This is a genomic window from Streptomyces sp. NRRL WC-3626 (genome assembly GCF_000718785.1).
In the GTDB taxonomy this organism is placed as follows: domain Bacteria; phylum Actinomycetota; class Actinomycetes; order Streptomycetales; family Streptomycetaceae; genus Streptomyces; species Streptomyces edwardsiae.
Genome location: NZ_JOCA01000001.1, coordinates 509,988 through 533,709 on the forward strand (window position 1 = coordinate 509,988; position 23,722 = coordinate 533,709).

General features: G+C 70.9%; 24 protein-coding genes and 2 pseudogenes. 12 read left to right on the forward strand and 14 right to left on the reverse strand.

The annotated features are described in order from the left end of the window. Window positions 1-44: 44 nt before the first annotated feature. Window positions 45-275, reverse strand: coding sequence for a helix-turn-helix domain-containing protein (locus IF28_RS0102185; protein ID WP_106981959.1), 231 nt, complete (start codon window positions 273-275; stop codon window positions 45-47). A gap of 734 nt (window positions 276-1,009) precedes the next feature. Between IF28_RS0102185 and IF28_RS0102190 the strand changes: the two genes are divergently transcribed. The 3 genes from IF28_RS0102190 to IF28_RS0102200 all read left to right on the forward strand — a co-directional run bounded on the left by IF28_RS0102190 (window position 1,010) and on the right by IF28_RS0102200 (window position 2,540). Further along, entirely contained in the window at window positions 1,010-1,207 is a 198-nt protein-coding gene (locus tag IF28_RS0102190) for a hypothetical protein (protein ID WP_030212966.1), read from the forward strand. Between the two features lie 89 nt (window positions 1,208-1,296). Then, window positions 1,297-1,842, forward strand: a complete 546-nt coding sequence (locus IF28_RS36865) for a hypothetical protein (RefSeq protein ID WP_158713636.1) — start codon at window positions 1,297-1,299, stop codon at window positions 1,840-1,842. A gap of 452 nt (window positions 1,843-2,294) precedes the next feature. Further along, entirely contained in the window at window positions 2,295-2,540 is a 246-nt protein-coding gene (locus tag IF28_RS0102200) for a hypothetical protein (protein WP_030212969.1), read from the forward strand. 112 nt (window positions 2,541-2,652) lie between these two features. On the opposite strand, the gene IF28_RS39655 is transcribed toward IF28_RS0102200, so the two are convergent. Continuing rightward, window positions 2,653-2,763: a hypothetical protein gene (locus IF28_RS39655; protein ID WP_234324830.1), complete on the reverse strand. Its 111-nt coding sequence runs from the start codon at window positions 2,761-2,763 to the stop codon at window positions 2,653-2,655. A gap of 254 nt (window positions 2,764-3,017) precedes the next feature. Here IF28_RS39655 and IF28_RS0102205 point away from each other — a divergent pair, with 254 nt between their 5' ends. Continuing rightward, window positions 3,018-3,203 carry a hypothetical protein gene (locus IF28_RS0102205; protein ID WP_030212972.1) on the forward strand — a complete coding sequence of 62 codons (186 nt, stop codon included), beginning with the start codon at window positions 3,018-3,020 and terminating at the stop codon, window positions 3,201-3,203. Here the strand turns inward: IF28_RS0102205 and IF28_RS0102210 are convergent. The 8 genes and pseudogenes from IF28_RS0102210 to IF28_RS0102245 all read right to left on the reverse strand — a co-directional run bounded on the left by IF28_RS0102210 (window position 3,200) and on the right by IF28_RS0102245 (window position 9,903). Further along, window positions 3,200-3,511, reverse strand: a complete 312-nt coding sequence (locus IF28_RS0102210; protein WP_106981973.1) for a hypothetical protein — start codon at window positions 3,509-3,511, stop codon at window positions 3,200-3,202. The genes IF28_RS0102205 and IF28_RS0102210 overlap by 4 nt on opposite strands. Before the next feature lie 179 nt (window positions 3,512-3,690). Beyond that, the gene (locus IF28_RS0102215; RefSeq protein ID WP_030212979.1) at window positions 3,691-4,494 is read right to left on the reverse strand and encodes an AAA family ATPase; all 804 of its coding nucleotides are present in this window, start codon (window positions 4,492-4,494) and stop codon (window positions 3,691-3,693) included. Then, window positions 4,491-5,955: pseudogene (locus IF28_RS35980) on the reverse strand (3' terminal RNA ribose 2'-O-methyltransferase Hen1). Before IF28_RS35980 ends, IF28_RS0102215 begins: the two are co-directional and overlap by 4 nt. Window positions 5,956-6,136: 181 nt before the next feature. Then, entirely contained in the window at window positions 6,137-7,060 is a 924-nt protein-coding gene (locus IF28_RS0102225) for an LLM class F420-dependent oxidoreductase (protein ID WP_030212981.1), read from the reverse strand. 275 nt (window positions 7,061-7,335) lie between these two features. After that, window positions 7,336-7,791 (reverse strand): DUF6099 family protein, encoded by a 456-nt coding sequence (locus IF28_RS0102230; protein ID WP_030212982.1) that lies wholly within the window; start codon window positions 7,789-7,791, stop codon window positions 7,336-7,338. 149 nt (window positions 7,792-7,940) lie between these two features. Beyond that, window positions 7,941-8,288: a nucleotide pyrophosphohydrolase gene (locus IF28_RS0102235; RefSeq protein WP_030212983.1), complete on the reverse strand. Its 348-nt coding sequence runs from the start codon at window positions 8,286-8,288 to the stop codon at window positions 7,941-7,943. Continuing rightward, window positions 8,281-9,432 (reverse strand): ABC transporter ATP-binding protein, encoded by a 1,152-nt coding sequence (locus IF28_RS0102240; RefSeq protein WP_051713574.1) that lies wholly within the window; start codon window positions 9,430-9,432, stop codon window positions 8,281-8,283. The genes IF28_RS0102235 and IF28_RS0102240 overlap by 8 nt, the downstream gene beginning before the upstream one ends. A gap of 75 nt (window positions 9,433-9,507) precedes the next feature. Then, window positions 9,508-9,903 (reverse strand): cell division protein SepF, encoded by a 396-nt coding sequence (locus IF28_RS0102245; RefSeq protein WP_030212985.1) that lies wholly within the window; start codon window positions 9,901-9,903, stop codon window positions 9,508-9,510. A gap of 275 nt (window positions 9,904-10,178) precedes the next feature. Here IF28_RS0102245 and IF28_RS0102250 point away from each other — a divergent pair, with 275 nt between their 5' ends. Continuing rightward, window positions 10,179-10,769, forward strand: a complete 591-nt coding sequence (locus IF28_RS0102250) for a YdeI/OmpD-associated family protein (RefSeq protein ID WP_030212986.1) — start codon at window positions 10,179-10,181, stop codon at window positions 10,767-10,769. A gap of 7 nt (window positions 10,770-10,776) precedes the next feature. On the opposite strand, the gene IF28_RS0102255 is transcribed toward IF28_RS0102250, so the two are convergent. From IF28_RS0102255 to IF28_RS0102270, 4 genes are all read right to left on the reverse strand, one after another. Next, window positions 10,777-12,267, reverse strand: coding sequence for a glycoside hydrolase family 3 protein (locus IF28_RS0102255; RefSeq protein WP_030212988.1), 1,491 nt, complete (start codon window positions 12,265-12,267; stop codon window positions 10,777-10,779). A gap of 9 nt (window positions 12,268-12,276) precedes the next feature. Beyond that, window positions 12,277-13,110 carry a carbohydrate ABC transporter permease gene (locus tag IF28_RS0102260; protein WP_030212989.1) on the reverse strand — a complete coding sequence of 278 codons (834 nt, stop codon included), beginning with the start codon at window positions 13,108-13,110 and terminating at the stop codon, window positions 12,277-12,279. Further along, window positions 13,107-14,093, reverse strand: coding sequence for a carbohydrate ABC transporter permease (locus tag IF28_RS0102265; protein ID WP_030212990.1), 987 nt, complete (start codon window positions 14,091-14,093; stop codon window positions 13,107-13,109). The genes IF28_RS0102260 and IF28_RS0102265 overlap by 4 nt, the downstream gene beginning before the upstream one ends. A gap of 87 nt (window positions 14,094-14,180) precedes the next feature. Then, window positions 14,181-15,458: an extracellular solute-binding protein gene (locus IF28_RS0102270; RefSeq protein ID WP_030212991.1), complete on the reverse strand. Its 1,278-nt coding sequence runs from the start codon at window positions 15,456-15,458 to the stop codon at window positions 14,181-14,183. Between the two features lie 372 nt (window positions 15,459-15,830). Here IF28_RS0102270 and IF28_RS0102275 point away from each other — a divergent pair, with 372 nt between their 5' ends. The 7 genes and pseudogenes from IF28_RS0102275 (at window position 15,831) to IF28_RS0102300 (ending at window position 23,611) form a co-directional block, all read left to right on the forward strand. Beyond that, window positions 15,831-16,595: a GntR family transcriptional regulator gene (locus IF28_RS0102275; protein ID WP_030212994.1), complete on the forward strand. Its 765-nt coding sequence runs from the start codon at window positions 15,831-15,833 to the stop codon at window positions 16,593-16,595. Window positions 16,596-16,768: 173 nt separating this feature from the next. Further along, window positions 16,769-18,304 carry a glycoside hydrolase family 3 protein gene (locus IF28_RS0102280; RefSeq protein WP_030212996.1) on the forward strand — a complete coding sequence of 512 codons (1,536 nt, stop codon included), beginning with the start codon at window positions 16,769-16,771 and terminating at the stop codon, window positions 18,302-18,304. 74 nt (window positions 18,305-18,378) lie between these two features. Next, a complete protein-coding gene (locus IF28_RS0102285; protein ID WP_030212999.1) occupies window positions 18,379-19,404 on the forward strand; it encodes a phytanoyl-CoA dioxygenase family protein in 1,026 nt (341 codons plus the stop codon). Between the two features lie 14 nt (window positions 19,405-19,418). Then, window positions 19,419-20,717 carry a DUF6271 family protein gene (locus tag IF28_RS0102290; RefSeq protein ID WP_030213002.1) on the forward strand — a complete coding sequence of 433 codons (1,299 nt, stop codon included), beginning with the start codon at window positions 19,419-19,421 and terminating at the stop codon, window positions 20,715-20,717. Then, window positions 20,675-21,877, forward strand: a pseudogene (locus IF28_RS0102295) (type III PLP-dependent enzyme); the annotation flags it as partial. The gene IF28_RS0102290 and the pseudogene IF28_RS0102295, both read left to right, overlap by 43 nt. A gap of 75 nt (window positions 21,878-21,952) precedes the next feature. Then, complete coding sequence (locus IF28_RS39660; protein ID WP_420713769.1) at window positions 21,953-22,411, forward strand: GNAT family N-acetyltransferase; 459 nt, start codon at window positions 21,953-21,955, stop codon at window positions 22,409-22,411. A gap of 6 nt (window positions 22,412-22,417) precedes the next feature. Next, on the forward strand, window positions 22,418-23,611 hold the full coding sequence (locus IF28_RS0102300; protein ID WP_037892327.1) for an MFS transporter: 1,194 nt from the start codon (window positions 22,418-22,420) through the stop codon (window positions 23,609-23,611). Window positions 23,612-23,722: the final 111 nt, after the last annotated feature.

The window sequence follows — 23,722 nt, forward strand, 5'->3', positions numbered from 1 at the left end:
GCGCTCCGCTTCGGTGAGCTGTCGGGCGTCCTTGGGGATCTCCATCACGCCGACACCTCCTCGCGGTCGGCGCGGGTCATGAAGTCGTCCATGGACGCGCCCAGGGCGTCGGCGATGGCGGCCAGCGTCGTCACCGAGGGCCCGCAGTGGCCGTTCTCGAACAGCGACAGGGCCCGGCTGTTAAGGCCGATCTGAGCGGCCAGCTTCGTCTGGCTCAGGCCACGGGCCTGGCGACGCTGGCGCAGCGCAGCAGGGTCGAAAGTGCGTGTCTGCACGGCAGTTCCCATCAGAGATGCGGTCGGGAGTGCCGAACACGGCGGGGAACTTGGGGCCGCACCGCCGAAGCGGGGCCCTGACCGGGGGCTGTGCCGCCCGGCGTGCTCCTAGCAGAACACGGGATTTCCTAGCGCCACAAGCCCCGTCTGACCTTGCGTTATAGGCAAGGTGGAGAGTGTCAGCGGGCACCCTCGGCCGGGGGTCGCCAACCCTCTCCGCGGCTGTCACGAGACGTTATCGCCAAGCACGGGAGGTTATGGCCGGCGAGCGTCCGGGGTCTCAACATGACGCCCGGCCGTCCGGCGGCGCGGCCTGCGGGCGCGGGCATATATCGTCCCGGGCTTCCGTGGGGTCTCCGGCGGCCTCTCGTACCCGCCCGGGGCGTCCGGCCGTCCCCGCCAGCACGAGGTCCCGGGAGAGCCAGGGGAAGCACTGCACATTCGGCATGCCATCAACGCCCCTCTCATCCGGTACAGTTGGCGCTTCCCGCTAACGAGATCTGAAACCGTGGGCCGAAGTCCGACGTCTTCGGCAGGGCGTGGGGTTACCCCAGTCCGTCCACGTCCTTTCACGACTTAGGTAGGTGTTGCAGGGTCACCGCAGGCGGTCCTGACCCGTCCGACTCTGAGTCCTGTACGTCGGCATGGCCTCAGCTTGATCACACGTATACACGTGGTGGTCGGGCTGAGGTCTGCGCGCCACAGGTCCGATCACCGGGAAGGTAATCGGACCGTTGAATCTCTCTCTCGGCGTCAAGGTGCTGATCGTCGTCATCTGCGCCCTGTTCTCCGTCATCGTCGGAGGGCTGGCAGCCCTCCTCAATCACGACCCGGGAACGCCCAAGCGCAAGTCGGTGATCTTTGGCGGCGGCGTGTTCGGGGGTTCGCTGACGCTGGCCGTGGTAGTGCTGTCAGCGCTCGGCGTGCTGTGAACGTGCAGGAGCCCCGGAGGCCACGACGGCTCTCCGGGGCTTCGCCCGATTCACCTGCGTGGCGTCCCGCCCGTGCCTACGCTGCCGCAATGACGATCACACCGGTTGTGGCCGGACTCATTGGCACCGTGATCGGGGCCGTCGCTTCGCTCGCTGCGTCAGTGCTGACCCAGCGAGCGACCAACGCCCGGGAACGTGAGCACAGGCTGTGGGAACGCCGAGCCGATGCGCTGGAGGAGATCCACCGGTTCGCCTTTGCTCGCAGCCGCGCACGCCCCATGGTCTTGAGCAGCAGACGACTGCCGGACGACTGGGACCCCGGCCGACCTCAGGAGCCGGTACGCCTGCTCGAAACGAGAGTGGCGCTTTACGCCCCCCGCGCGATCTCTGAAGCTCACAAGGAGTGGGGCAAGACCATCATCGGTTTCGTGGTGGCCGTGGCCAGCTATCAGCACGAAGTCGACAGGTTGGCCAACTCATCAGAGCCGGAGGGCGCACAAGTACTCATCGAAGCAGCCTGGGCTCTGGCCGAACACAGATCCCGGGAATGGGAGCAGGCCGAAGGGCGCCTGTTCGATGCTCTGCGCGATGCATCGACCCTGCGCACTGAACAACGGTGGCGGCTCCGTCGCTGACGGATCTTCCAACACGCCAACGTGAGCCGGCCCGCTGACCCGACGCTCCGTCAGCTCGCACAAGTCGTGTGTCTCCCGGACCACTTGTGTTCTCAACCACCGTGCCGCTTGTCGGTCTGCGCTATCATTGACGCAGGAGGGATGAAAGTTGCCCCTTCTTACCTGGACAACTTCGGTGCTCGGCACCGAGGTGCCAGGACGAGCCCCGTCCGAGCTGGCGAGCCCTCTTTGGTCCGACAAAGAAGGGGGCTTGGATGCACCAAGCTGGGAAGACGGGGCTTGGCTGCCGAAGAGCGAAAAGACTTGGGCTGGCACAGTGCCAGCTCGCTCCGAGAACACTTTGTGCCTAGTGCATCCAGCGCAGGTGTCTCGGTCCGAACCGTAGGGTTCGGATCGAGGCTGCCTGCGCGCAGACCCACCGATCCGGCCCACGACAGAAGGGCTAAGGATCGGTGGACGGCACTGCCATCCTCTTCATTCTCGCCGTCGCTGGCGTGGCTTCGATCTGCCTCTTCACCACGAAGGGGTTGCTCGACCAGGTCCCGGACGTGATCAGGTCCGCCGGACAGGTGCGCGATGAATGGGAACGCTTCAAGAAGAAGCACGACGAGGCCCCCAAGCCCGACGACACCGAGGAGCCGCCGCCCCCTGTGACGGTCCTGGCGGACGACGAGCAGGAGCCGCCCGCCGCCGCATAGGTCGTCGCGGCCCGGGACGGTACCTCCGGACGCACAGAGAGCCGCCCCCCGGCGTCTGGCCGTGGGGGCGGCTCTCGTGGTCTCCCGTACCCCGTCCCGGGGCGCGGGCTGTCTAACCCTGCTGACGTTCGGCCGGAGGCACCGGCCACGTGCCCAGTCCAAGCTCGACGCGGACGCGCCCGGTGGTCTTCAGGTGAGTGATCGCCTTCTGGATCGTGGACACCGCGACGCCGTACCGCGTCGACAGCTCGACCAGGCCCGGTAGCCGCTCGCCAGCCCACTCCCCGCGTCGATCCGGCGTGCCAGATCTTCGCTGATCTGCTTCCAGATCGGTCGGCTGCGGTCCAGCTCAAGATCACCCATGTCGCGAACATACGAACACTCACTACGGTGTGCTACCGCGAGTACCAGAGCACGCGTACACTCGATCACGCGATAGGCGCGATAAGTCCTGGTCAATGCGATGAGGGGGTCACCATGACGGGGCTGAGCATTCGGGTTCTCAAGTACGACGCCGCCACCAAGGAGATGCACGAGGTCAGCGCACGGGAATGGTCGATCGACACCATGCCGAATCTGCCGCTGCTCGATGCGCGGTGGCCGCTCTGCGAGTGCTACCGCTGCCGGGGCGAGGGCACGCCGGGTGAGCTGCGCCGGGGCTAACGGGTCCCCTTGGCGATGGCCTCGCGGACGATGTCTTCCCACCCCAGCTCGGCGGCCACCCGCGCCGCGTCCTTGGTTACCACCGTGTCGCGGGCGACCTCGCGGACGCGGTGGCCGCCCACTCCGGCGGCAATGAGCAGTGACTTGAGCTTGGCGTCATGGCCCGGTGCGAACGTGCTCTGAGTCGTGGCGTCGCACCCGGTGGTCTTCTGCTGCCACACCTTGTCGCCGCCGACGTTCTCGTGAATGAGCACCTCGAACGAGTAACTACCGCACAGGCAAGGGCGGTTGGGGTTCTGTGTCGTCATGGCGAGGATCATAAGGCCGGAACGTACCGGTCTGTACAGCGATCCCCCGGAATGGCGGGATCGGGCCGGGGTGGGCCCGCCGTGGGGTCTCCGTCGCTCTCCCTGGACACAGAAGACCGCCCCGGGCACTCGGGCCCCGGGGCGGTCTTCTGTGCAGCGGGAGGGCCGTCCGTGGCCTTCTACGCGGCGACCATGATCCGGAACGGAATGATGCCCCGGGAAACGGCTGTGACCATGGTCATCACCCGGCGCAGCACGGCGGGGCTGTCCGGGCCGCGGTCGACCAGGTCGCCGACGAACACGGCGGTACGGCCGTCGGGGTGCACGCCGTCGGCGTAGCCCAACTTCGCCAGCAGTGCCTCGAGTTCCGACGAGCAGCCGTGGATGTCGCCGATGATGTCGAAGGGGCCGGTGAGGTGGGTGAGGTCGTTGAAGCGCTTCTCGGTGACGACGGTGGCGTGCTCGACCTCCTCGACTCCGCGCAGGACGTGCACCTTGCGAAAGCCCTCGCGTTCCAAGTGGCGCAGGGAGCGGCGGAGTTCGCGGGTGTGGCGCTGGATGACCCGGCGGGGCATGTCGGCCCGGTCGGTGCGGGCCGCGTTGCGTTCGGCGCACACCTGCTCGGGTACGTCGAGGACGACGGCGATGGGCAGTACGTCGTGTGCCCTGGCCAGTTCGATGAGCTGCCGCCGGCCGTCCTGCTGGACGTTGGTCGCGTCGACGACGGTGCGGCGGCCGGCGGCCAGCCGCTTGCCGGCGATGTAGTGCAGCACGTCGAAGGCGTCGCGGGACGCGCTCTGGTCGTTCTCGTCGTCGGCGACCAGGCCCCGGCAGAAGTCGGAGGAGATCACCTCGGTCGGCTTGAAGTGGCGGCGGGCGAAGGTCGACTTGCCCGAGCCGGAGGCGCCGACGAGCACCACGAGGGAGAGGTCGGTGACGGGCAGGGTACGGACTCGCGGCTGCGGGGTCCCGGTGGTGGTCATGCGGCCTTCGCCTCCTTCACGGTGCCGGCCGTGAACACGGCCATCTGGGTGGGCGGTCCGACCTCGGGGTCGTCCGGTCCCACGGGTACGAAAGCGACGTCGTAGCCGTGCCGTTCCGCCACACGCGGCGGCCCAGGCGCGGAACTCGTCGCGGGTCCACTCGAAGCGGTGGTCGCCGTGCCGGACATGGCCGGCCGGCAGGGTCTCCCAGCGGACGTTGTACTCGACGTTGGGGGTGGTCACCAGGACCGTACGGGGGCGGGCGGCGCCGAAGACGGCGTACTCCAGGGCGGGCAGCCTGGGCAGGTCGAGGTGCTCGATCACCTCGCTGAGCACGGCGGCGTCGTAGCCCCTCAGGCGCTTGTCGGTGTAGGCCAGCGATCCCTGGAAGAGCTGGACGCGTGAGGCCTGCCGCTCCCCCATCCGGTCCAGTTTGAGCCGGCGGGAGGCGATGGTGAGCGCGCGCATCGACACGTCGACGCCGACGATCTCGGTGAAGGACGGGTCCTTGAGCAGCGCCTGGACGAGCTGGCCCTGGCCGCAGCCGAGGTCGAGCACCCGGGCGGCGCCGGCGGCGCGGAGCGCGGTGAGGATCGCCTCCCGGCGCCGCACGGCGAGCGGGGTGGGCTTCTCCTCGGTGTCGGTCTCGTCGGCGACGGCGTTGTCGATCTCCTCGACGTCGCTGTCGTCGGCCTCGGCCAGCCGGACCAGTTCGAGGCGCTCCATGGCCTGCCGGGTCAGCGACCAGCGGCGGGAGAGGTAACGGCTGGTGATCAGCTTCTGCTCCGGGTGCGCGGGCAGCCAGCCCTCGCCGGCGCGCAGCAGCTTGTCCACCTCGTCCGGGGAGACCCAGTAGTGCTTGGCGTCGTCCAGGACGGGGAGCAGGACGTACAGGTGGCGCAGGGCCTCGGCGAGGGTGAGGGTGTCCGCTTCGAGGGTGAGGCGTACGTACCTGGAGTCGCCCCAGTCGGGAAACTCGGTGTCCAGCGGGACGGGTTCGGCGGTGACGGTCCAGCCGAGCGGCTCGAAGAGCCGGCGGACGAGTCCGGGGCCGCCGCGCGCGGGGAGCGCGGGCACCTCCACGCGCAGGGGGCGCGGCTGCGCGGGCAGCTCCGGGCGGGCGGCGCAGGCGCCGCGCATCGCGCTGGAGAAGACCGCGCTGAGCGCGACGGCGAGCAGGGAGGACGCCGCGTACGGGCGGTCGTTGACGTACTGCGCGAGTGCCGCGTCGGGGGCGCCGCCACGGCCCTTGCCCTTGCCGCGCCGGACCAGTGCCACCGCGTCCACCTCCAGCAGCAGCGCCGCCGTGCAGCGCTCGGCGTCCGCCTCGGGATAGAGGACGTGGGCCGTGCCGTAGGACGTGGAGAACGCCTGCGCCTTCTCGGGATGCTTGTGCAGCAGGAAACCGAGGTCGGTCGCGGGGCGCTCCGCGGAGCCGGTGGTACTGATCGTCAGGAACACGGTGGTTACACCTCGAAATACCTTCTGAGCTGGGGATACGCGCCGGATTCGGGCGTGTGGTGCCAACGTACCGGGAACGGTCGGGGGTGTTCCGGGAATTTCGGGTGGGGTGGGCATGGGGCGGGGCCGCCGTCGTGTGGGGACGGGCGGCCCCGGGTCCCGTGCGTGGGGGTGCGACGCGCTACGACAGCTGGGACTGGACCTCGGCGGAGATCAGTTCCAGGTGGTCGAGGTCGTGCAGGTCGAGGATCTGGAGGTAGAAGCGGGTGGAGCCGGTCTCGGCGTAGCGGCCGATCTTGTCGACGACCTCGGCCGGGGAGCCCGCCAGGCCGTTGGTCCTGAGTTCGTCGGCCTCGCGGCCGATCGCCGCGGCGCGGCGGGCGACCTCCTGGTCGTCCTTGCCGACGCAGGCGACGAGCGCGTTGGAGTAGACGAGGTCGCCCGGGTCGCGGCCGGCCTCCTTCGCGGCGTCGCGGACCCGGCCGAACTGGCGTGCGGTGTCCTCGACGGAGGCGAAGGGCATGTTGAACTCGTCCGCGTAGCGGGCCGCGAGGCGCGGGGTGCGGGTGGCGCCGTGGCCGCCGATGAGGACCGGGACCTTGGGCTGGGCGGGCTTGGGGAGCGCCGGGGAGTCGGTGAGGTCGTAGTGGGTGCCGTGGTGGTCGAAGGTCTGGCCCGTCCCCGTGGCCCACAGGCCGGTGACGATCTCCAGCTGCTCCTCCAGGCGGGCGAACTTCTCCTTGGGGAAGGGGATGCCGTACGCCTTGTGCTCCTCCTCGAACCATCCCGCTCCGAGGCCGAGTTCGACGCGGCCGCCGGACATCTGGTCGACCTGGGCGACCTGGATGGCGAGGACGCCGGGGAGGCGGAAGGTGGCGGCGGTCATGAGGGTGCCGAGGCGGATGCGGGAGGTTTCGCGGGCGAGGCCGGCGAGGGTGATCCAGGCGTCCGTGGGGCCGGGGAGGCCGGTGCTGTCGCCCATGGCGAGGTAGTGGTCCGAGCGGAAGAAGGCGTCGAAGCCGAGGGATTCTGTGGCTTTGGCCACGGTGAGGAGGGTGTCGTAGGTGGCGCCTTGCTGGGGCTCGGTGAAGATGCGGAGGTCCATGGGTCCATCCTGCACGGTTGTGCGCGGGGCGGGGTTCGTGGGGCGGGGCGGCGGGGGTGTTGCGCGGCGCGGCGCCCAGGGGGCGGGCCGGGGGAGGTTGCGCAGCCCGGCGCTCGCGGGGTGCCGTCGCGCCCACCCGTGCCGCCCTGCGGCACGATTGCCCGCGGGAACGGAGGGAGCCGGCGGGAACGGAGGGAGCCGGCGGGGGTGGGACCGCCGCCCTGCGGCGCGGGTGCCGGGGATTGGTGGTGGCGTGTGGGCGGGCTTGGCGTGCGTCAGCTGGGTTCTCGTTCTCGGGTTGTCAGGGTGTGCAGCATGTGCCGGGTTCTGTCTCGGGCTTCGTCCGCCGCGTCTATGGCTTCCATGCATTGCCAGTAGGTCGACTCGTCCTCGGCCGAGCAGGCCAGGCCCACCAGGACGATGCCCACCTCGCCCAGCAGACCGCCCAGGTGCAGCAGGACCGGGCGGGGGTCGCCCAGTTCGGTGAGGTGGGCCGCGCGCAGTTCTCCCGGGGCCAGTTCCGGTGTGCCCAGTACTCCGCAGCCGCGGCCCGCCAGTTCGGTCAGCCCCAGTGCCTCACCTCTCAGTTCGGGCGGCCCGGCGACGGCGAGGCGGCTCCCTATCGCCTGCGCCAGAGCCTGCGCCTGCCACACCTCCGTCCGCAGTTCCCGTACGTCGCCGCTCACGGCCAGGGCGCGTCTGCTCGTCACGATGAGCCGCACAGCGTCCATGCGCTGCCCCCGTCTGTCCGACGCGCTGCCCACGCGTCCGCATCCGTTGAACTCCCTAGTTCACTACCCAGAGTTAAGGCATCTGATACTAGAAGCCAGTGGAAGACCGAAATCTTCGGACAATGACATGGGTGGATTTCGATTGATTGTTACTCAGAGTAGCCATTCGGGGTGTCCGCCGGGAACCTTCGCTCGTTGCGGTCGATCTTCGCGGACAGTGCTTCCAGTGGGTCGACGCCCAGCACCTCGCAGAACTGGAGGAGATACGCGAGGACATCGGCGACCTCGTCGTGGACGCGGTGCGCGGTGTCCGGGTCGTCCAGGACACGGGCCGATTCCTCCGGCGTCAACCACTGGAAGATCTCCAGGAGTTCGGACGCCTCCACGCTGAGCGCGGCGGCGAGGTTCTTCGGGGTGTGGTACGGCTGCCAGTTCCGGGCGGCGGCGAATTCGGCGAGCCGGAGCCGGAGTGCGGCGAGGTCGTGGGGATCAGTCACGGTTCAGGTGTACCACCGTCACTCCGCTCACCCCCGCCGCCCAGGAGGCGTCGCTCGACGCCCCCATCAGCCGGATGTGCCCGCGCTCGCACATCCGCGCCGCCAGCCGCAGCAGTTCGCCCCGCTGTGCCGGATCGAGCGCCCGGTCGAGCTCGTCGGCGAGGACCGTGAGGGTCTGGAGCGCGGCGGGGACCTCGCCGGGCGCGTCGACCTCCAGCACACCGGGGCCGGTGAGCAGCACCAGGGCAAGGGCGGTGTACCGGAGTTCGCCGTCGCCGAGGCGGCGCAGTTCCGTGCGGCTGCCGTCGCCCCGGTCGAGGAGGGCGCGGACCAGGCGACCGGCGTCGTACGGCTCGGCGAGCAGGTCGGTCACGGGGCCGGCGCATCCCGCGCGCACCGCCTCGACGAGCAGGGCGTGCCGGCGTCCGCACTCGGCCCGGGTGCGCCACAGGACGTCGGCGAGGTTGTCGCAGCCGCCGAGCAGCCGGCCGGTGCCGGCCGGGACGGGGCCGCGCATCCGCTCGGGGCGGGGGTCGCAGGGGAAGACGGAGCGCAGGGCGACGACCATCTGCTCGGCGGCGGCGAGCACCCTGCGCTGTCCGGGGGTCTTGCCGGCGACGCGCAGCGGCAGCAGCGCGGTGCCGAGCCGGTCGTCGGGCAGCGGGGCACGGGTCACCGGCGCGGCCCCCGCCGTGTGCCAGGCCGCCTGCACGGTGCGCCGGCCGGGGTCGCGCAGGGCGGTCTCCAGCAGGGTCGTCCCGTCCGCGGTGAGCCGCTCCCCCGCGATCCGCAGCGCGGGTTCGGCCTGTACGGCGACCTCCAGCCGGACGGGCCCCTCGGGTCCGTCGGCCGTACAGCCGATGCGGAAGCCGCGGCGGCGCTGGGCGTCGGCGCGGGCCCGCTCCGGGACGCAGGCGCCGGGTTCCGGGAACGCCTCGCCCAGTTCGGCGCCGCCGCCTAGGCGGGCGAGGGCCTCGTACGCCCGTAACGCGCTGGTCTTGCCGCTTCCGCTGGGGCCGGTGAGCAGGGTGAGCGGGCCGAGGGGGAGGCGGGCGGCGCGATGGGTGGCGAAGGCGGACAGCCGCAGTTCGGTGACGCGCGGAAGCGTGGGGCGGCTGCTGCGGTGCGGTGGGGCCGTGGTCATGGGCGGGACGCTACGGGGCCGGGGGTGAGGCGAACCGTTCCGCTTGGCGTCCCGTCCCACGATCGGAGGACGTGCTCAGGCTCCCGGGCTTCCCAGGCCCTCCATCAGGCCCGTGACCTCGGTGCCGGCGGGGGTGAGCAGGAAGACGTTGCGGTCGACCCGGTGCATGCCGCTGGCGAGGCCGAAGACGACGCCCGTGCTGAAGTCGAGGACGCGTTTGGCGGTTTCGGATTCCGCGCCGGTGAGATCGAGGAGGACCGGTATGCCGGACATCAGGGTCTCGGCCACGTCCCGGGCGTCGGCGAAGACGTTGACGCGCAGGACCACGAAGCGGCGGCGGGCCTCTGTCTCCGCTTCGGGGAGGGCGCGGTGGGTCACGGCGGACGGCCAGGCGTCTCGGCCTCTCAGGGGGACGACCTGGGCCAGGCCCTGCCACTGTTCGTCGGTGACATCGTGGCTGTTCACCGGCATGCTCCGTCCCCTGTGGTGCTGGCTGTCTGCATCGGGCAATTCTTACGCATGGTCACCCGATCGGCCCAATATGACACGCTCCGCCATCGTGGGGGGCGGGGGGGGTGGGCTGTGTGGGGGTTTTTCGCCCCCGCCGCCCCTTCCCGTTCCCGTCCCCCGGGGGCGCTGCCCCCGGACCCCCGCTCCTCAAACGCCGGAGGGGCTGGAGTCAGCTGGGGGCGGCAGGGGCGAAGAACCTCGTTGACCCCCGCCGGCCGGGCCGGTTGCATAGGCGTATGGCTGGTGACGTGAGCGGGATCGCAGGGCCGGTGCTCGGCTTCGGGACGCAGGCCGAGTGGGAGGCGTGGCTCGAGGAGCATCAGGGGGACGTCGACGGGGTGTGGTTGCGGATTCCCAGGAAGGGGTCCGGGATCACCGGGGTCGACTACCCGACCGCGCTCGAGTCCGCGCTCTGCTACGGGTGGATCGACGGCCACAAGAAGGGGCTCGACGACACTCACTGGATCCAGCGCTTCACCCCGCGCCGCGCGCGCAGCCGCTGGTCCGCGGTCAACCGGCAGAAGGCCCTCGATCTGATCGAGCGCGGCCGTATGCGCCCCGCCGGCCTCCGCGAGGTCGAGCGTGCCCGGGCGGACGGCCGCTGGGAGGCCGCCTACGCGAGCCAGAGCACGGCGACCGTCCCCGACGACCTCCGGGCCGCGCTGGACGCGACACCGGAAGCCGCCGACTTCTTCGGCACCCTCGACAGCCGCAACCGCTACGCGATCCTGCACCGGATCCAGGAGGCCAAGCGCCCCGGGACCCGCGCGGCCCGGATCGAGAAGTTCGTCGCCATGCTCGCCGAGGGAGGGAAGATCCACCCCTGACGGTCTCCTAACCCGCCACGACCGCCTCCGCTCCGGCCACCCCGCACACCCGTGCCGCCCCGTACGTCGCGATGTGCGCGGCGCCCCGCGGCGGTGACTGCGGTACGCCCATCTCCACGACCACCGTGGAGGGGTCGGCGGCGAGCAGGGTGTCCACGGCCGTACGCATCCACGCGTGCCGGTGTTCGTCACGGACCACGGCGACGACGCGCCGCCCCGCCGCGGCCTCCAGCGCCTGCTCGCCGGCGCCGGGACCCGTGAAGGACCCGGTGACCGTGCCCGGCAGCAGCCGCTCCAGCTCCGCTGCGACACCCCACGGCGTCTCGTCGCCGACGGCGATGTTCGGGGCCGGGTTGAAGGTGGCCACGTACACCGGTCCCGTCACCGGGGCGGAGCCCGCGGCGCGGGTGACGGTCACCGCGCGGCGGGCCGCGGTGAGGCCGATCCCGGGTTCGGGTGCGACGGCCGCGGCCGGGGAGCGCCGTACGCCCGCGGTCCAGTCGGCCAGCGCACGCACCCGCGCGGCCGCGTCGGCGAGCCGCTCCTCGGGGAGTTCACCGGAGCGTACGGCGCCGACCAGGGCGTCCTGGAGACTCTGGACGGTGCCCTCGTCGCACAGTCCGCCGCCCACGCAGATCGCGTCGGCGCCGGCCGCGATGGCGAGGACCACCCCGTGTTCGAGGCCGTACGTGCCGGAGATGGCGCGCATCTCCATGCCGTCGGTGACGATGAGGCCCTCGTAGCCGAGTTCGCCGCGCAGCAGATCGGTGAGGATGCGGCGGGAGAGCGTGGCCGGGCGGTCCGGGTCGAGGACCGGGACGCGGATGTGCGCGCTCATGACGGCGCGGGTGCCGGCCGCGATCGCCGCCCGGAACGGCTGGAGTTCACGCTCGTGCAGCGTGGTGGCGTCGAGGTCGATGTGCGGGATCGCGTGGTGCGAGTCGACGCTGGTGTCGCCGTGCCCGGGGAAGTGCTTGGTGCAGGCGGCGACGCCGGTCGACTGCAGGCCTTCGACGTAGGCGGCGGTGTGCCGGGCGACCAGGGCGGTGTCGCCGCCGAAGGACCGTACGCCGATCACCGGGTTGTCCGGGTTGGCGTTGACGTCCGCGGACGGGGCCCAGTTGAAGTTGACACCGCATTCGGCGAGCCGGCGGCCCAGTTCGCGGGCGACGCCACGGGTCAGGCCGGTGTCGTCGACCGCGCCGAGGGCGTGGTTGCCGGGGAAGGAGGAGCCGGTACGGACCTCCAGGCGGGTGACGTCGCCGGACTCCTCGTCGATGGCGACCAGCAGGTCGTCCCGCTCGGCGCGCAGTTGGGCGGTGAGGGCGGTGACCTGCTCGGCGGTGGCGACGTTGCGGCCGAAGAGGGCGACGGAGGCGAGGCCCTCGGAGAGCCGGCGGAGGATCCAGTCGGGCGCGGTGGTGCCGGCGAAGCCCGGCTGCAGTACGGCGAGCGCGTCCCGGGTGAGGGTGTCGGTGCCGGTGGTGAATGTCGTCATCGGGTGGCGTTATCCCTTCACGGCGCCCGCGGTGAGGCCGCTGACGGCCTTGCGCTGCAGGAAGACGAAGAGGATCAGGATCGGGATGGCGAACAGGGAGGAGGCGGCCATGGTCGCGCCCCAGTCGTCGCCGAACTGGGTCTGGAAGCTGGACAGCCACAGCGGCAGGGTCTGCGCGCCCCCGGACTCCTTGCTGAGGACCAGGACGAGGGGGAACTCGTTCCACGCGGTGATGAAGCCGAACATGGAGGTCGACATCAGTCCCGGCGCGAGCAGCGGCAGGATGACCCGGCGGAACGCCTGGCCGCGGGTGCAGCCGTCGACCATCGCCGACTCCTCCAGTTCCTTCGGCACGGCGGCGACGAAGCCGCGCAGCGTCAGGATGGTGAAGGGGAGGATCATCATCATGTAGAACGCGGTGAGCGGCACCAGGCTGTTCAGCATCGAGCCGTCGCGCACGATCATGTAGATCGCGATGACCATGACCTCCCAGGGCGCCATCTGGGCGAGCATGAAGCCGATGATGAAGCCGCGCCGGCCCTTGAACCGCATACGGGCCAGGGCGAAGGAGCCGGCCAGCGCGATGATCAGGGAGAAGAGGACGGCCAGGCAGGTGACGGTCAGCGAGTTGCGGACGAACGTCCAGAAGTGCTCGGCCTCCGTCGCCGTCCTGAAGTGCTCGAACGTGATGTTCGTCGGGAACCAGACGGGGGTCTCCGAGATGATGTCGCCGGTCGGCTTGAACGCCGTGGAGAACATCCAGTACACGGGGAAGAGGCAGACGGCGAACAGGACGACGGCCGTGACGTTGGGCCACACGCGGCCGAAGAGCGAGCGCTTCACAGCTCGTCCTCCTCTTGCTTGAGCACGATCCTGAGGTAGTAGGCGGTCAGGCCGAGCATGATCAGGATGGTCAGTACGGCGATGGCGGCACCCATGCCGTAGTGCTGGTTGCCGACGCCCTCGACATAGGCGTAGACGGGCAGGATCTCGGTGAGCCGGTCGGGGCCGCCGCCGTTGAAGGTGAAGACCTGGACGAACGCCTTGAAGATCCAGATGACCTCGAGGAACGTGGTGGCGTAGAGGAACGGCCGCAGGAACGGCAGGGTGACCGTGGTGAAGCTGCGCCAGGCGCCGGCGCCGTCGAGGGAGGCCGCCTCGTACAGTTCGCCGGGGATGGTGGTGGTCGCCGCGTAGAGGTTGATCGCGACGAACGGGACGGACATCCAGACGATCAGCAGGGTGACGACGAAGAACGTCGACATCTGGCTGCTGGTCCAGCTGTAGTCGGCCATGGAGTGCCAGCCGAGCTTGTCCAGGACCCAGTTGACGACGCCGAAGCGCTGCGCGAACAGCCACTGATAGACGGTGGTGGCGGCGACCACGGGCATGGCCCAGGCGAGCACCAGGCCCAGCATCAGGGTGAACCGCATGCGCTTGCCGAGGCGGGCGAGCAGCAGACCGGCGAGCGCTCCGAAGATCATGGTCAGGGCGACGTTGACCGCCGTGAACAGGATGGAGCGTACGGTGACCCGCCAGAAGTCCTCGCCGGTGAGGACCTGCTTGTAGTTCTCGACGCCGTTCCACTCGGTGACGTGCTGGATCAGCTGCGCCATGTTGAGGTTCTGGAACGACAGCAGTACGTCCTTCAGCAGCGGCCAGCCGAGCAGCAGCACGGTGGCCGCGACGGCGGGCAGCAGCAGGAGGTACGGGGCGAGGGCGCCGGCACGCGACGCGGCTCTCGGTTTCGGCCCGCCAGGTCCTCCGTCGTCCGCCTTGCGGACGTCCGCCGGGCCGGAGGGTGGCCGTTCGGTCTGCACGGTCATGCTCGCGATCTCTCTTCTCGGCGTGCTCAACGCGGGGCGGGGGCCGTCGCGTGGCCGGCCCCCGCCCCGGTCGGAGCGCGTGCGCTGTTACTGCTGCTGCGCCAGGCGCTTGTTGAACTCGCCCTCGACCTGCCCCGCGGCCTCGGCCGGGGACTTGCCGTTCAGGACGGCGGTGAGGTACGTCTTGATCGGGTTGGGGGCGTTCTCGACGGCGGCCCACTCGGGGATCAGCGGCGTGGTGCCGCCGACGGCGGCGGCCGGCGCGGCTGCCTCGGCGGGCGCGTTGCCCTTGAGGTTGCTCTGCAGCGACTCCTTGTTGGGGATGACGCCGTTGAGCTTGGCCAGCTGGCCCTCGTACTTGTCGGAGAGGGCGAGCTTCAGGAACTCCTTGGCGAGGTCCTGCTTCTTGCTGCCCGCGGCGACGGCGAGGTTGGAGCCGCCGAGGAAGACGCCCTCGGGCTTGTCGGCCGTGACACCGGGAATGGTGAAGTAGCCGATCTCCTTCTCGATGGCCGGGTTGGCCTTGATCGCGATGCCGGCTTCCCAGCCCATGCCGATGAAGGAGCCGGTCTTGCCCTTGGCGAAGACCTCTCCCTGCTGGGGGGTGGCCTCGTCCTTGTCCTTGGGGGCCTTGGACAGCGCCTGGAACTTCTTGTACGTCTCGGCGGCCGCGGCGACCTTCGGGTCGTCGAGGTTGGAGACGTACTTGTCGCCGTCCTTCTTGACCAGTTCGCCGCCCTCGCCGATCACCAGGCCGACGAAGTGGTACCAGTTCTGGCCCGGCAGGTAGATGGGCTCGGCGTCGGTCTTCTCACCGATCGTCTTGAGCGCGTCGTAGAACTCGTCGCGGGTCTTGGGGGTGTCCTTGATCCCCGCGTCCGCCCACACCTTCTTGTTGTAGAGGACGACACGGTTGGCGAAGTACCACGGCGCCGCGTACTGCTTGCCCTCGAAGACGGACGAGTTGTTGAGGGACTCGGTCCACTCGCCGCCGATCTCGGACTTGAGGTCGGCGAGGTCGGCGAGGCCGCCGGTCTTGGCGTAGGCCGGGGTCTGCGTGTTGCCGATCTCGAAGACGTCGGGCGGGTTCTCCTCGGACAGCGCGGTGGTCAGCTTCTGCTGGATGCCGTTCCACTGCTGGACCTCGAACTTGACCTTCGCCTTGGTCTTCTTCTCGAACTCGGCGCCCAGGTCCTTCTGCCACTGGTCCGGCGACGAGCCGTCCATCACCCATACGGTGAGCGTCTCGCCGGCGTACCCGTCCGCACCGGCCTTCTTGCCGTCGTCACCGTCGTCGCCGCCGCACGCCGCGACGGAGAACAGCATGCCCGCGACCCCGATCGCGGCTATCAGCTTGCGCTTCACGCGCCACCCCTCCTCAGGAATGCCTTCCACACCCACGCCCTCGGCGGCGACCCCCACAGCGGCGCAACAGCTCGGCGGGCTGGGACCCGGCTTCCTCTAAATGGTTTAGACCAGCAAGGGGAGCTTGGCCTAGACCTATGGCTCTGTCAAGGGTCGTGAACTCACGCCTGGATAACGGCTTCGTCACCCCTGGTGAGGGCCAGAACTCCGCACAAACAGGGACGGGTTGACGCTTGGACTAGACCAAAGCGAGAACGCACCGTTATAACGGGATCGCCGAGCGTGCGGCGCCGAGACCCGGCCGTCCGCCGACGTGCACCGCGGCCGGCACCTGCCGTCCGCGCGCCGCACACCGCAGCCGGAAGGCAGGTCATGAGCACGGACGTCAGCAGCGCCCAGGCCGACACGGGGGCGCCGGGCCGTATCGGGCGCGTTCCGAAGTACTACCGCATCAAACAGCGGTTACTGCAGATGACCGACGAGCGCGCGCCGGGCGCACCGATGCCGGCCGAGCGCCTGCTCGCCGTCGAGTTCCGCACCTCCCGCACCACCATCCGCAAGGCACTCCAGGAACTGGTCGGCGAGGGCCGCCTCGACCGGATCCAGGGCAAGGGCACGTTCGTCGCGCGCCCGAAGGTCTACCGCACGCTCCAGCTGACCTCGTACACGGAGGACATGCGGGCGCAGGGGCTGCACCCGGCCTCCCAGGTGCTGGACATCGGATACATCGCGGCCGACGCGGAGCTCGCGGCGCTGCTGGAGGTGGAGCCGCGGGACAAGGTGCTGCGCATCGAACGGCTGCGGCTGGCCGGCGGGGAGCCGATGGCGATCGAGGCGACCCATCTGTCCGACCGGCGCTTCCCCGAGCTGCGCCGCAACCTCGGCCGGTATACCTCGCTCTACACCACGCTCGCCGAGGTGTACGGGGTACGGCCGGCGGAGGCCGACGAGACGATCGAGACCTCACCGGCGACACCCCGGGAGGCGGGCCTGCTCGCCACGGACGTGGGGCTGCCGATGCTGCTGCTGTCCCGCCACTCGCGGGACGAGACCGGAACGCCGGTGGAGTGGGTCCGCTCGGTGTACCGGGGGTCGCGCTACAAATTCACGGCGACGCTGACGCGGCCGGGTCCCTGACCGGGCGGTTCTCACCCAACGCCCTTCTCTTACGGGGCTGTTCGGCCGCCGCGCCGAAAGGGCATTCCTTGACACGGCCCATTGGTCCAGTCCAACATCCCAGTGGTCTGAACCAGTCGTGGCGGGTTCCTCCCGAAAACCGCCGCGTGCGCAACCCTGCACGGAGGCACCGCATGGCCGAGAGCAGCCACCCGCGACTGCTGCGGTGGGCGCACTCCGTGCTCCAGCCGGGCTTCGAGGGAACGACGGCGCCCGACTGGGTGCGCCGCCGGATCTCCGAGGGGCTCGCCTCGGTCGTCCTGTTCGGGCGCAACATCCACGGCCCCGAGCAGGTGGCGGCACTCACCGCCGCCCTGTACGCCGAGAACCCGGAACTCGTCGTCGCCGTCGACGAGGAGGCCGGCGACGTCACCCGGCTCGAGGCCCGTACCGGGGCGTCCCGGCCGGGCAATCTGGCGCTCGGCACACTGGACGACATCGATGTCACCGAGCAGGTGGCGCGGGACGTCGGCCGGGAACTGCACGGTCTCGGCGTCACCTTGAACTACGCGCCGAGTGCCGACGTCAACACCAATCCGCTCAATCCGGTGATCGGGGTGCGCTCCTTCGGGGCGCGCCCCGATGTCGTCTCCCGGCATGCCGCCGCGTGGGTGCGGGGGCTGCAGTCGGCGGGGGTCGCCGCGTGCGCCAAGCACTTCCCGGGCCACGGCGACACCGTGGTCGACTCCCATCTGGGGCTGCCGCGGGTCTCGGCCGACGCCGGGACCCTGGCGCTGACCGCGCTGCCGCCGTTCATCGCCGCGATGGACGCCGGGGTGCGGGCCGTGATGACGGCGCATCTCCTCGTGCCCGCCTACGACGACCGGTGGCCGGCGACCCTGAGCCGCCCCGTCGTGGGCGATCTGCTGCGCGGTGAACTCGGTTTCACCGGGCTGATCGTGACCGACGCCGTCGAGATGGGTGCCGTGGCCGACCGCTACGGCGTACCGGGCGCCGCCGTCCGGGCCGTCGCCGCCGGTGCGGACGCGGTCTGCGTCGGCGGCGGGAGCACCGGCGAGGAGACCACGGCGCTGCTGGCCGACGCGCTGGTGGACGCCGTACGGGACGGGCGGCTGCCGGAGCGGCGGCTCGCCGAGGCGGCGGGCCGGGTGGAGGAGTTCGCGAGGTGGGCGGGCACGCTGCGCCGCGACGCACCCGGGCCCTCCGGCGTCCTGGGCACGTCCGGTCTCGGACTCGCGGCGGCCCGGCGGGCCGTCCGGGTGCACCAACAGCCCGGCCGCGACACCGGGTTCCCGCTCGTGGGCACGCCCCATGTGGTGGAGCTCTCCCCCGCGACCACCCCCGCCATCGACCCCACGACCCCGTGGGGTGTGGCGGAACCGCTGCGGACGATGTGCCCGGGCACCACGTCCGTACGACTGAGTGAACAGCAACTCCTGTACGGCGAAGTTGAGTTGCTGGACCGGCTCGTACTGCGGCCGGCGGACGGCCGTCCGCTGGTCGTGGTGGTCCGGGACGCCGCCCGCTACGGCTGGATGTCCCGCGCGCTCACCGGTCTGGTCCGCAGCCGGCCCGACGCCTTCGTCGTGGAGATGGGCGTTCCCGCCGGCCGGCGCCCCGGCGCGGTGTATCTGGCGACGCACGGCGCGACGCGGGTGTCGGGCATCGCCGCCGCCGAGGTGCTGACGGGGCGCACGGGTCCGTCGTAGCACCGGCCGGCCACCCGCTTCATCCCTTCCTACTGTCCGCATGCCGTGAGAGATCCCGATCTTCGGAGTACCGCATGACGACGCACCACCGCTTTTTACATCGCGCCGCTTCCGGGCGCCCCTACTTCAGCGCCGACGGTGAGGCCTATCTCGCCGGGACGCAGCTGCGGCATCTGAGCAAGGACCTGCCGCTGCGGGTGCTCTCCGAGGAGCAGTTCGCGTCCTGGCAGAACCACGGCTATGTCGTGGTGCCGGAGGCCATCACCCCCGACGCGGCCAAGCTGCTGCTGGAGTTCGCCTGGGACTTCCAGGGCCTCGACCCGCAGCGCCCCGAAACCTGGTACGAGGAGCGCACGTTCCGCTCGGACCTCGACCGTGACCTGTTCGTCTACGGCTTCGTCGAGGCGTACCAGCACCAGCTGATCTGGGACAGCAGGCAGGCCCGCCGGGTCTACGACGCCTTCGTGGACGTCTGGGACTGCGAGGAGCTGTGGGTCACCCTGGACCGGCTCAACCTCAACCCGCCCAATGTCGGGAACCGTTCCCGTTCCCTGATCGATCCCACGGACGAGGGGTTCGACATCGAACTGCACTGGGACGTGGACACCACGGCGAGCGTGCCGCCGCAGCGGGTGCAGGGCATCATCGCGCTCACCGACACTCAGCCGGACGAGGGCGGCTTCCAGTGCTCCCCGGAGCTCTTCCGCCGGTTCGAGGAGTGGAAGGTGGGCCAGCCCGCCGACCGGGACCCCATCCGTCCCGGCGCCGACCGCACCGAATTCCCCGTGGTACGCCCCCAGTTGAAGGCCGGTGATCTGCTGATCTTCAACGGGATGCTGGCGCACGGCGTGGCGCCCAACAGCTCGGCCGACGGGGTGCGCGCGGTGCAGTACCTGTCGATGATGCCGGCCCTCGAGGAGCACGAGGAGCTGCGCCGCTCCCGGGTGGAGTCCTGGCGCACGCTGAGCACCCCGGAGTGGAACGGGACCCTGCTCGGCGACGCGGTGAAGCACGAGTCCCTGCGCTACGGGCCCGCCGAACTGGACGAGCTGGGACGCAAGTTGCTGGGCCTGGACGCCTGGCACGAGCGGACACGATGAGGCGGGGAACCGACATGGACCGGATATGCCTGAGCCTCCCGACCAACCGGGAGTGCTCCGCGACCATCACCGCCATCGGGGCGGAAGCCGCCTACGCCGCACAGAACTTCGGCGTCGAGGTGCGGCTGCTGATCCTCGACTCCTCCGACGAGGGGACCCGCGCGGCCCACGCCCGTACGGTCGCCGCCCTCCCCGAGGTGCCGGGCGTCGTCGTGCACCACCTCGACGAGGCGGCCCAGCGGGACGTCCTGCGCCGCGCCGTCGACGGGGCCGCGCTTCCGGAGCCGGAGCGGGTCCTCGACCTGATGCTCCCGGAGAAGCTGTCGTACGGCGCCTGCACCAACCGGGCGTTCCTCCTCGCGGCGGCGCTCGGCTGCCGTTCGGTGCACCGGCGCGACTCCGACTGCGGCTACCAGGTCTTCGACGGCGAGCCCGTCTACCCGATCCACCACGAGCTGGCCTCCCTGAGCAGGCCCGCCGCCGAGGTGACCGGCGGTGTGACGGAGGTGACGCTCGACCCGGCGATCGCGCACCGGCCCGTGTCGATGGTGGGCGCCTCCTTCATCGGCGAGCTCTCCGTCGACATCGGCGGCATCCAGGAGCTGGACAAGGAGGTGTACGACGAGGTCGTGGGCCTGTGGGCGCCCGGCCACTGGTCGGCCGAGCAGAGGCGGGAGCTGGCCGAGGAGTCCTTCAAGGGCGCCGGGATGCTGCCCTTCACGGGCGACCGCTCGACGCTGACGCTGGTCGACCCGATGCGGGTCGACATGTCCAACATCGCGTTCGACCGGGGCGTGTACGAGCGGCTGCCGCTGCCGCCCGCCACCGACACGATCGGCAGCGACTACTTCCTCATCCACGCCGTGTACGACGCCGCCCTGCCCGGTGTCCTGCACAACCGGCACATCGAGAACTACTACACCGGCGAACGCCGCACCCACGCCGGATTCCTGGCGTACCAGACACGGTTCGTGAAGTTCCTGCTGTCGATGCTCTACCTGCACTACGTGTACGAGCGGATGGCCGACGCGGGCGACACGCTGCTGGACGAGAGCGGACGCCTCGACCCGGTGCCGTTCGCCGCGTTCCTCGCAGAGAGCGTGCGCCTGGACCGTACGGGGAACGAGCGGCGCCTGGACACGGTCGCGGCGGCGTACGGCCGGCTCGGCGGAAAGTACGCCGAGTTCGCGCGGGAGATGACGGCGGACCGGGAGCGGCTGCTGGACGAGGCCGCGCTGGACACCGAGGACTTCGTGGTGCTGATCGGCGCCTGGGAGGCCCTCGTGCACGCGAGCCGGGGCGCGCTCCGGTGAACGCGGCCCTGCGCGCCGCCCTCGCGGCCGGCACCGAGGACGCGCTCGTCTACGACCTCGACGGGATCGCCGGCCAGTACGACGCGCTGGCGGCCGAACTGCCCGGCGCGGACGTGCGGTTCGCGATGAAGGCGTGTCCCGTGGAGGAGGTGCTGGAGCGGCTGGCGCGCTGTGGCGCCGGTTTCGACGCGGCGAGTCCCCGGGAGATCTCCCGGGCGCTGGCGACGGGTGTGCCCGTGCACCGGATCCACTACGGCAACACCGTGAAGTCGGACCGGGACATCGTGCGGGCGTACCGGCTCGGTGTCCGGGACTTCGCCACGGACAGTGTGGAGGACGTGGCGGCGCTGGCCGAGCACGCCCCGGGTGCCCGGGTGTTCTGCCGGCTGGCGACCAGCGGCGAGGGCGCGCTGTGGGGGCTGAGCCGTAAGTTCGGATGCTCGGCGGACGACGCCGTACGGGTGCTGACGGCCGCGCGGGACGCGGGACTGGTGCCGTCGGGGCTGTCGGTGCACGTCGGGTCGCAGCAGATGACCGCCGAGGCGTGGCAGCAGGCGTTCGTGACGCTCGCCGACGTCCTCACGGCGCTGCACGGCCACGGGATCGTGCCGGACCATGTGAACCTCGGCGGCGGTCTGCCGGCGCTCGGCTACTCCGACCGGCGGGGTGAACGGCTCGACCCTCCGCTGGACAAGATCTTCGCCGTGCTCCGGGAGGGCATGGAGCGGCTGACGGAACTGTCGCCCCGGCCACTGGGGTTCGTCATCGAACCGGGGCGCCATCTGGTGGCCGACCACGGCGCGATCCGGGCGCACGTCGCCCGGCTGACGTCCCGGTTCGGGCCGGACGGGGAGCGGGAGCACTGGCTGTATCTGAGCTGCGGCAAGTTCAACGGCCTGTACGAGATGGACGAGGTGCGCTACCCGCTCGTCTTCCCGGGCCATCCGGACCCGGCCGCCGCCGACCTGGTGCCGGTCGTGGTGGCGGGCCCCACCTGCGACAGCGACGACGCCTACGCCCATGAGCACCGGCGGGTGAGGGTGCCGAGCGCGGTCGCGTCGGGCGACCCGGTGTGGGTGCTGTCCGCCGGCGCGTACGCCGCCAGTTATACGACCGAGGGCTTCAACGGCTTCGGCCCGCTCCCCCGGATCTGCGTGGGCGGTGACGGCCCCGACGTGCGGATACGCCGGATCGCCGAGGACGACTGGCCGCGCATCGCCGCCCTGGAGGCCGAGGTGTACGCGTCGGCCTCGCTGTCCGAGGGCGTCGAGGCGCTGCGGTCCCGGGGGCGGGTCTCCCCGGGGACGTGTTTCGTCCTGGAGGCCGGTGACCGGGTCGCCGGCTATGTGCTCGCCCTGCCCTACCCCCGCTTCCGCTACCCGGATCTGTCCCGGCCGGAGGAGCGGGCGTACGACTCCCGCAATCTGCATCTGCACGACCTCGTGATCGCGGACGATCTGCGCGGCAGGGGGCTGGGCAGCAGACTGCTGCGGCGGCTCACGGTGACGGCGGCGCGGTCGTCCTTCGAGCGGATCTCCCTGGTCGCCGTCGGCGGCACGGGCGGCTTCTGGTCCGGGCACGGCTTCGCGCCCGAACCGGCGGTCGAGCTGCACGGAGAGTACGGCGACGGCGCCGTCTACATGTCCTGCCCGGTCCAGTACGACCGCTCCGGCGGCCCGGAAGAGGGGTCCTGAACGCCCATGCTGCCCACCCTCGGCGATTTCCGCCGTGACCAACTGGCGATCGCCACCCTGTTCTTCTTCCTCGGCTTCCAGTACGCCACCTGGGCGTCCCGGCTGCCCGCCCTCAAGGACCGCTTCGATCTGAGCGGCACGGAAGTGGGGCTGCTGCTGATGGCCGCCGGGGTCGGGGCGGCGGTGTCGTTCCCGCTGGTCGCACCGCTGATGGCGCGGCTGGGGGCGCGGCGGCTGGCGCTCTTCTCCGCGCTGGGCCTCGCGGCGGTGCTGCCCGTGCTGGCCGTGACGAGCAGCTATCCGCTCGCCCTGCTGGTGATCCTGGTCGACGGGATCGCCGTCGGCTGCCTCAACGTCGCCATGAACGCGCAGGGTGCGGCGCTGGAGGCCCATTACGGGCGGGCCGCGATGGCCCAGTTGCACGCGACGTTCAGCGGAGGGTCGCTCGGGGGCGCGCTGCTGGCCTCCGGGGTGAACACCGTCACGCACTCGGTGACCGCGCACTTCACGGTGGCGGCGGGGGTGGGGGTGCTGCTGCTGGCGGGGTCGAAGCCGCGGGTGCTCGCGGACGCGCCGGCCTCCCCGGACACCGCCGTGAAGGAGGAGAAGAAGGGGCTCAGGAGCCTGTCCGGTGCCTCGCGCACGGCGCTCGTCCTGGGCTGTGCCATGGTGTTCGGCACGGTCGTCGAGGGGGCCATGAACGACTGGTCGGCGCTCTATCTGACGGAGGAGACCGGTGCGTCGGGCCGGCTGGCGCCGCTGGGGATCGCGGTCGTCTCCGTGATGATGGTGCTGGCCCGCCTCCTGGGCGACGGCTGGCGGAACCGCTGGGGCGACCCGGTCATGGTGCGGGTGGGCAGCACGATGGCCGGCACCGGTCTCGCCCTCGCCCTGCTGGCCGGCGGTACCTGGCCGGCGCTCATCGGCTTCGCGTGCGTCGGCCTGGGCATGGCGACGGTGACGCCCTGTCTCTACGTCGCCGCGGCCGCGGAGGGTCCGGGCGCGCTGGCCCTGGTCGCCGCGATGGGCACCACGGGCCTGCTGGCGGGCCCCGCTCTGATCGGTTTCATCGCCGGCCACACCGATCTGACCACCGGCATGGCGGTGGTCGCGGTCTGCGCGGTCCTGGTGGCGGTGTGCTCCCGCTGGGTCGGCTGGAAGACGGAACCCGCGAAGACCGTGCCCGTCACCGCGGAGTAGCGCACTCGCTGCGGAACACGGGAGAGGGCCCGGGTCGCGACGACCCGGGCCGGCCCGTCGTACCGCCGCGTGGGCGAACCGCCCGGGGACGACACGGCGCCGCTGTGCTGA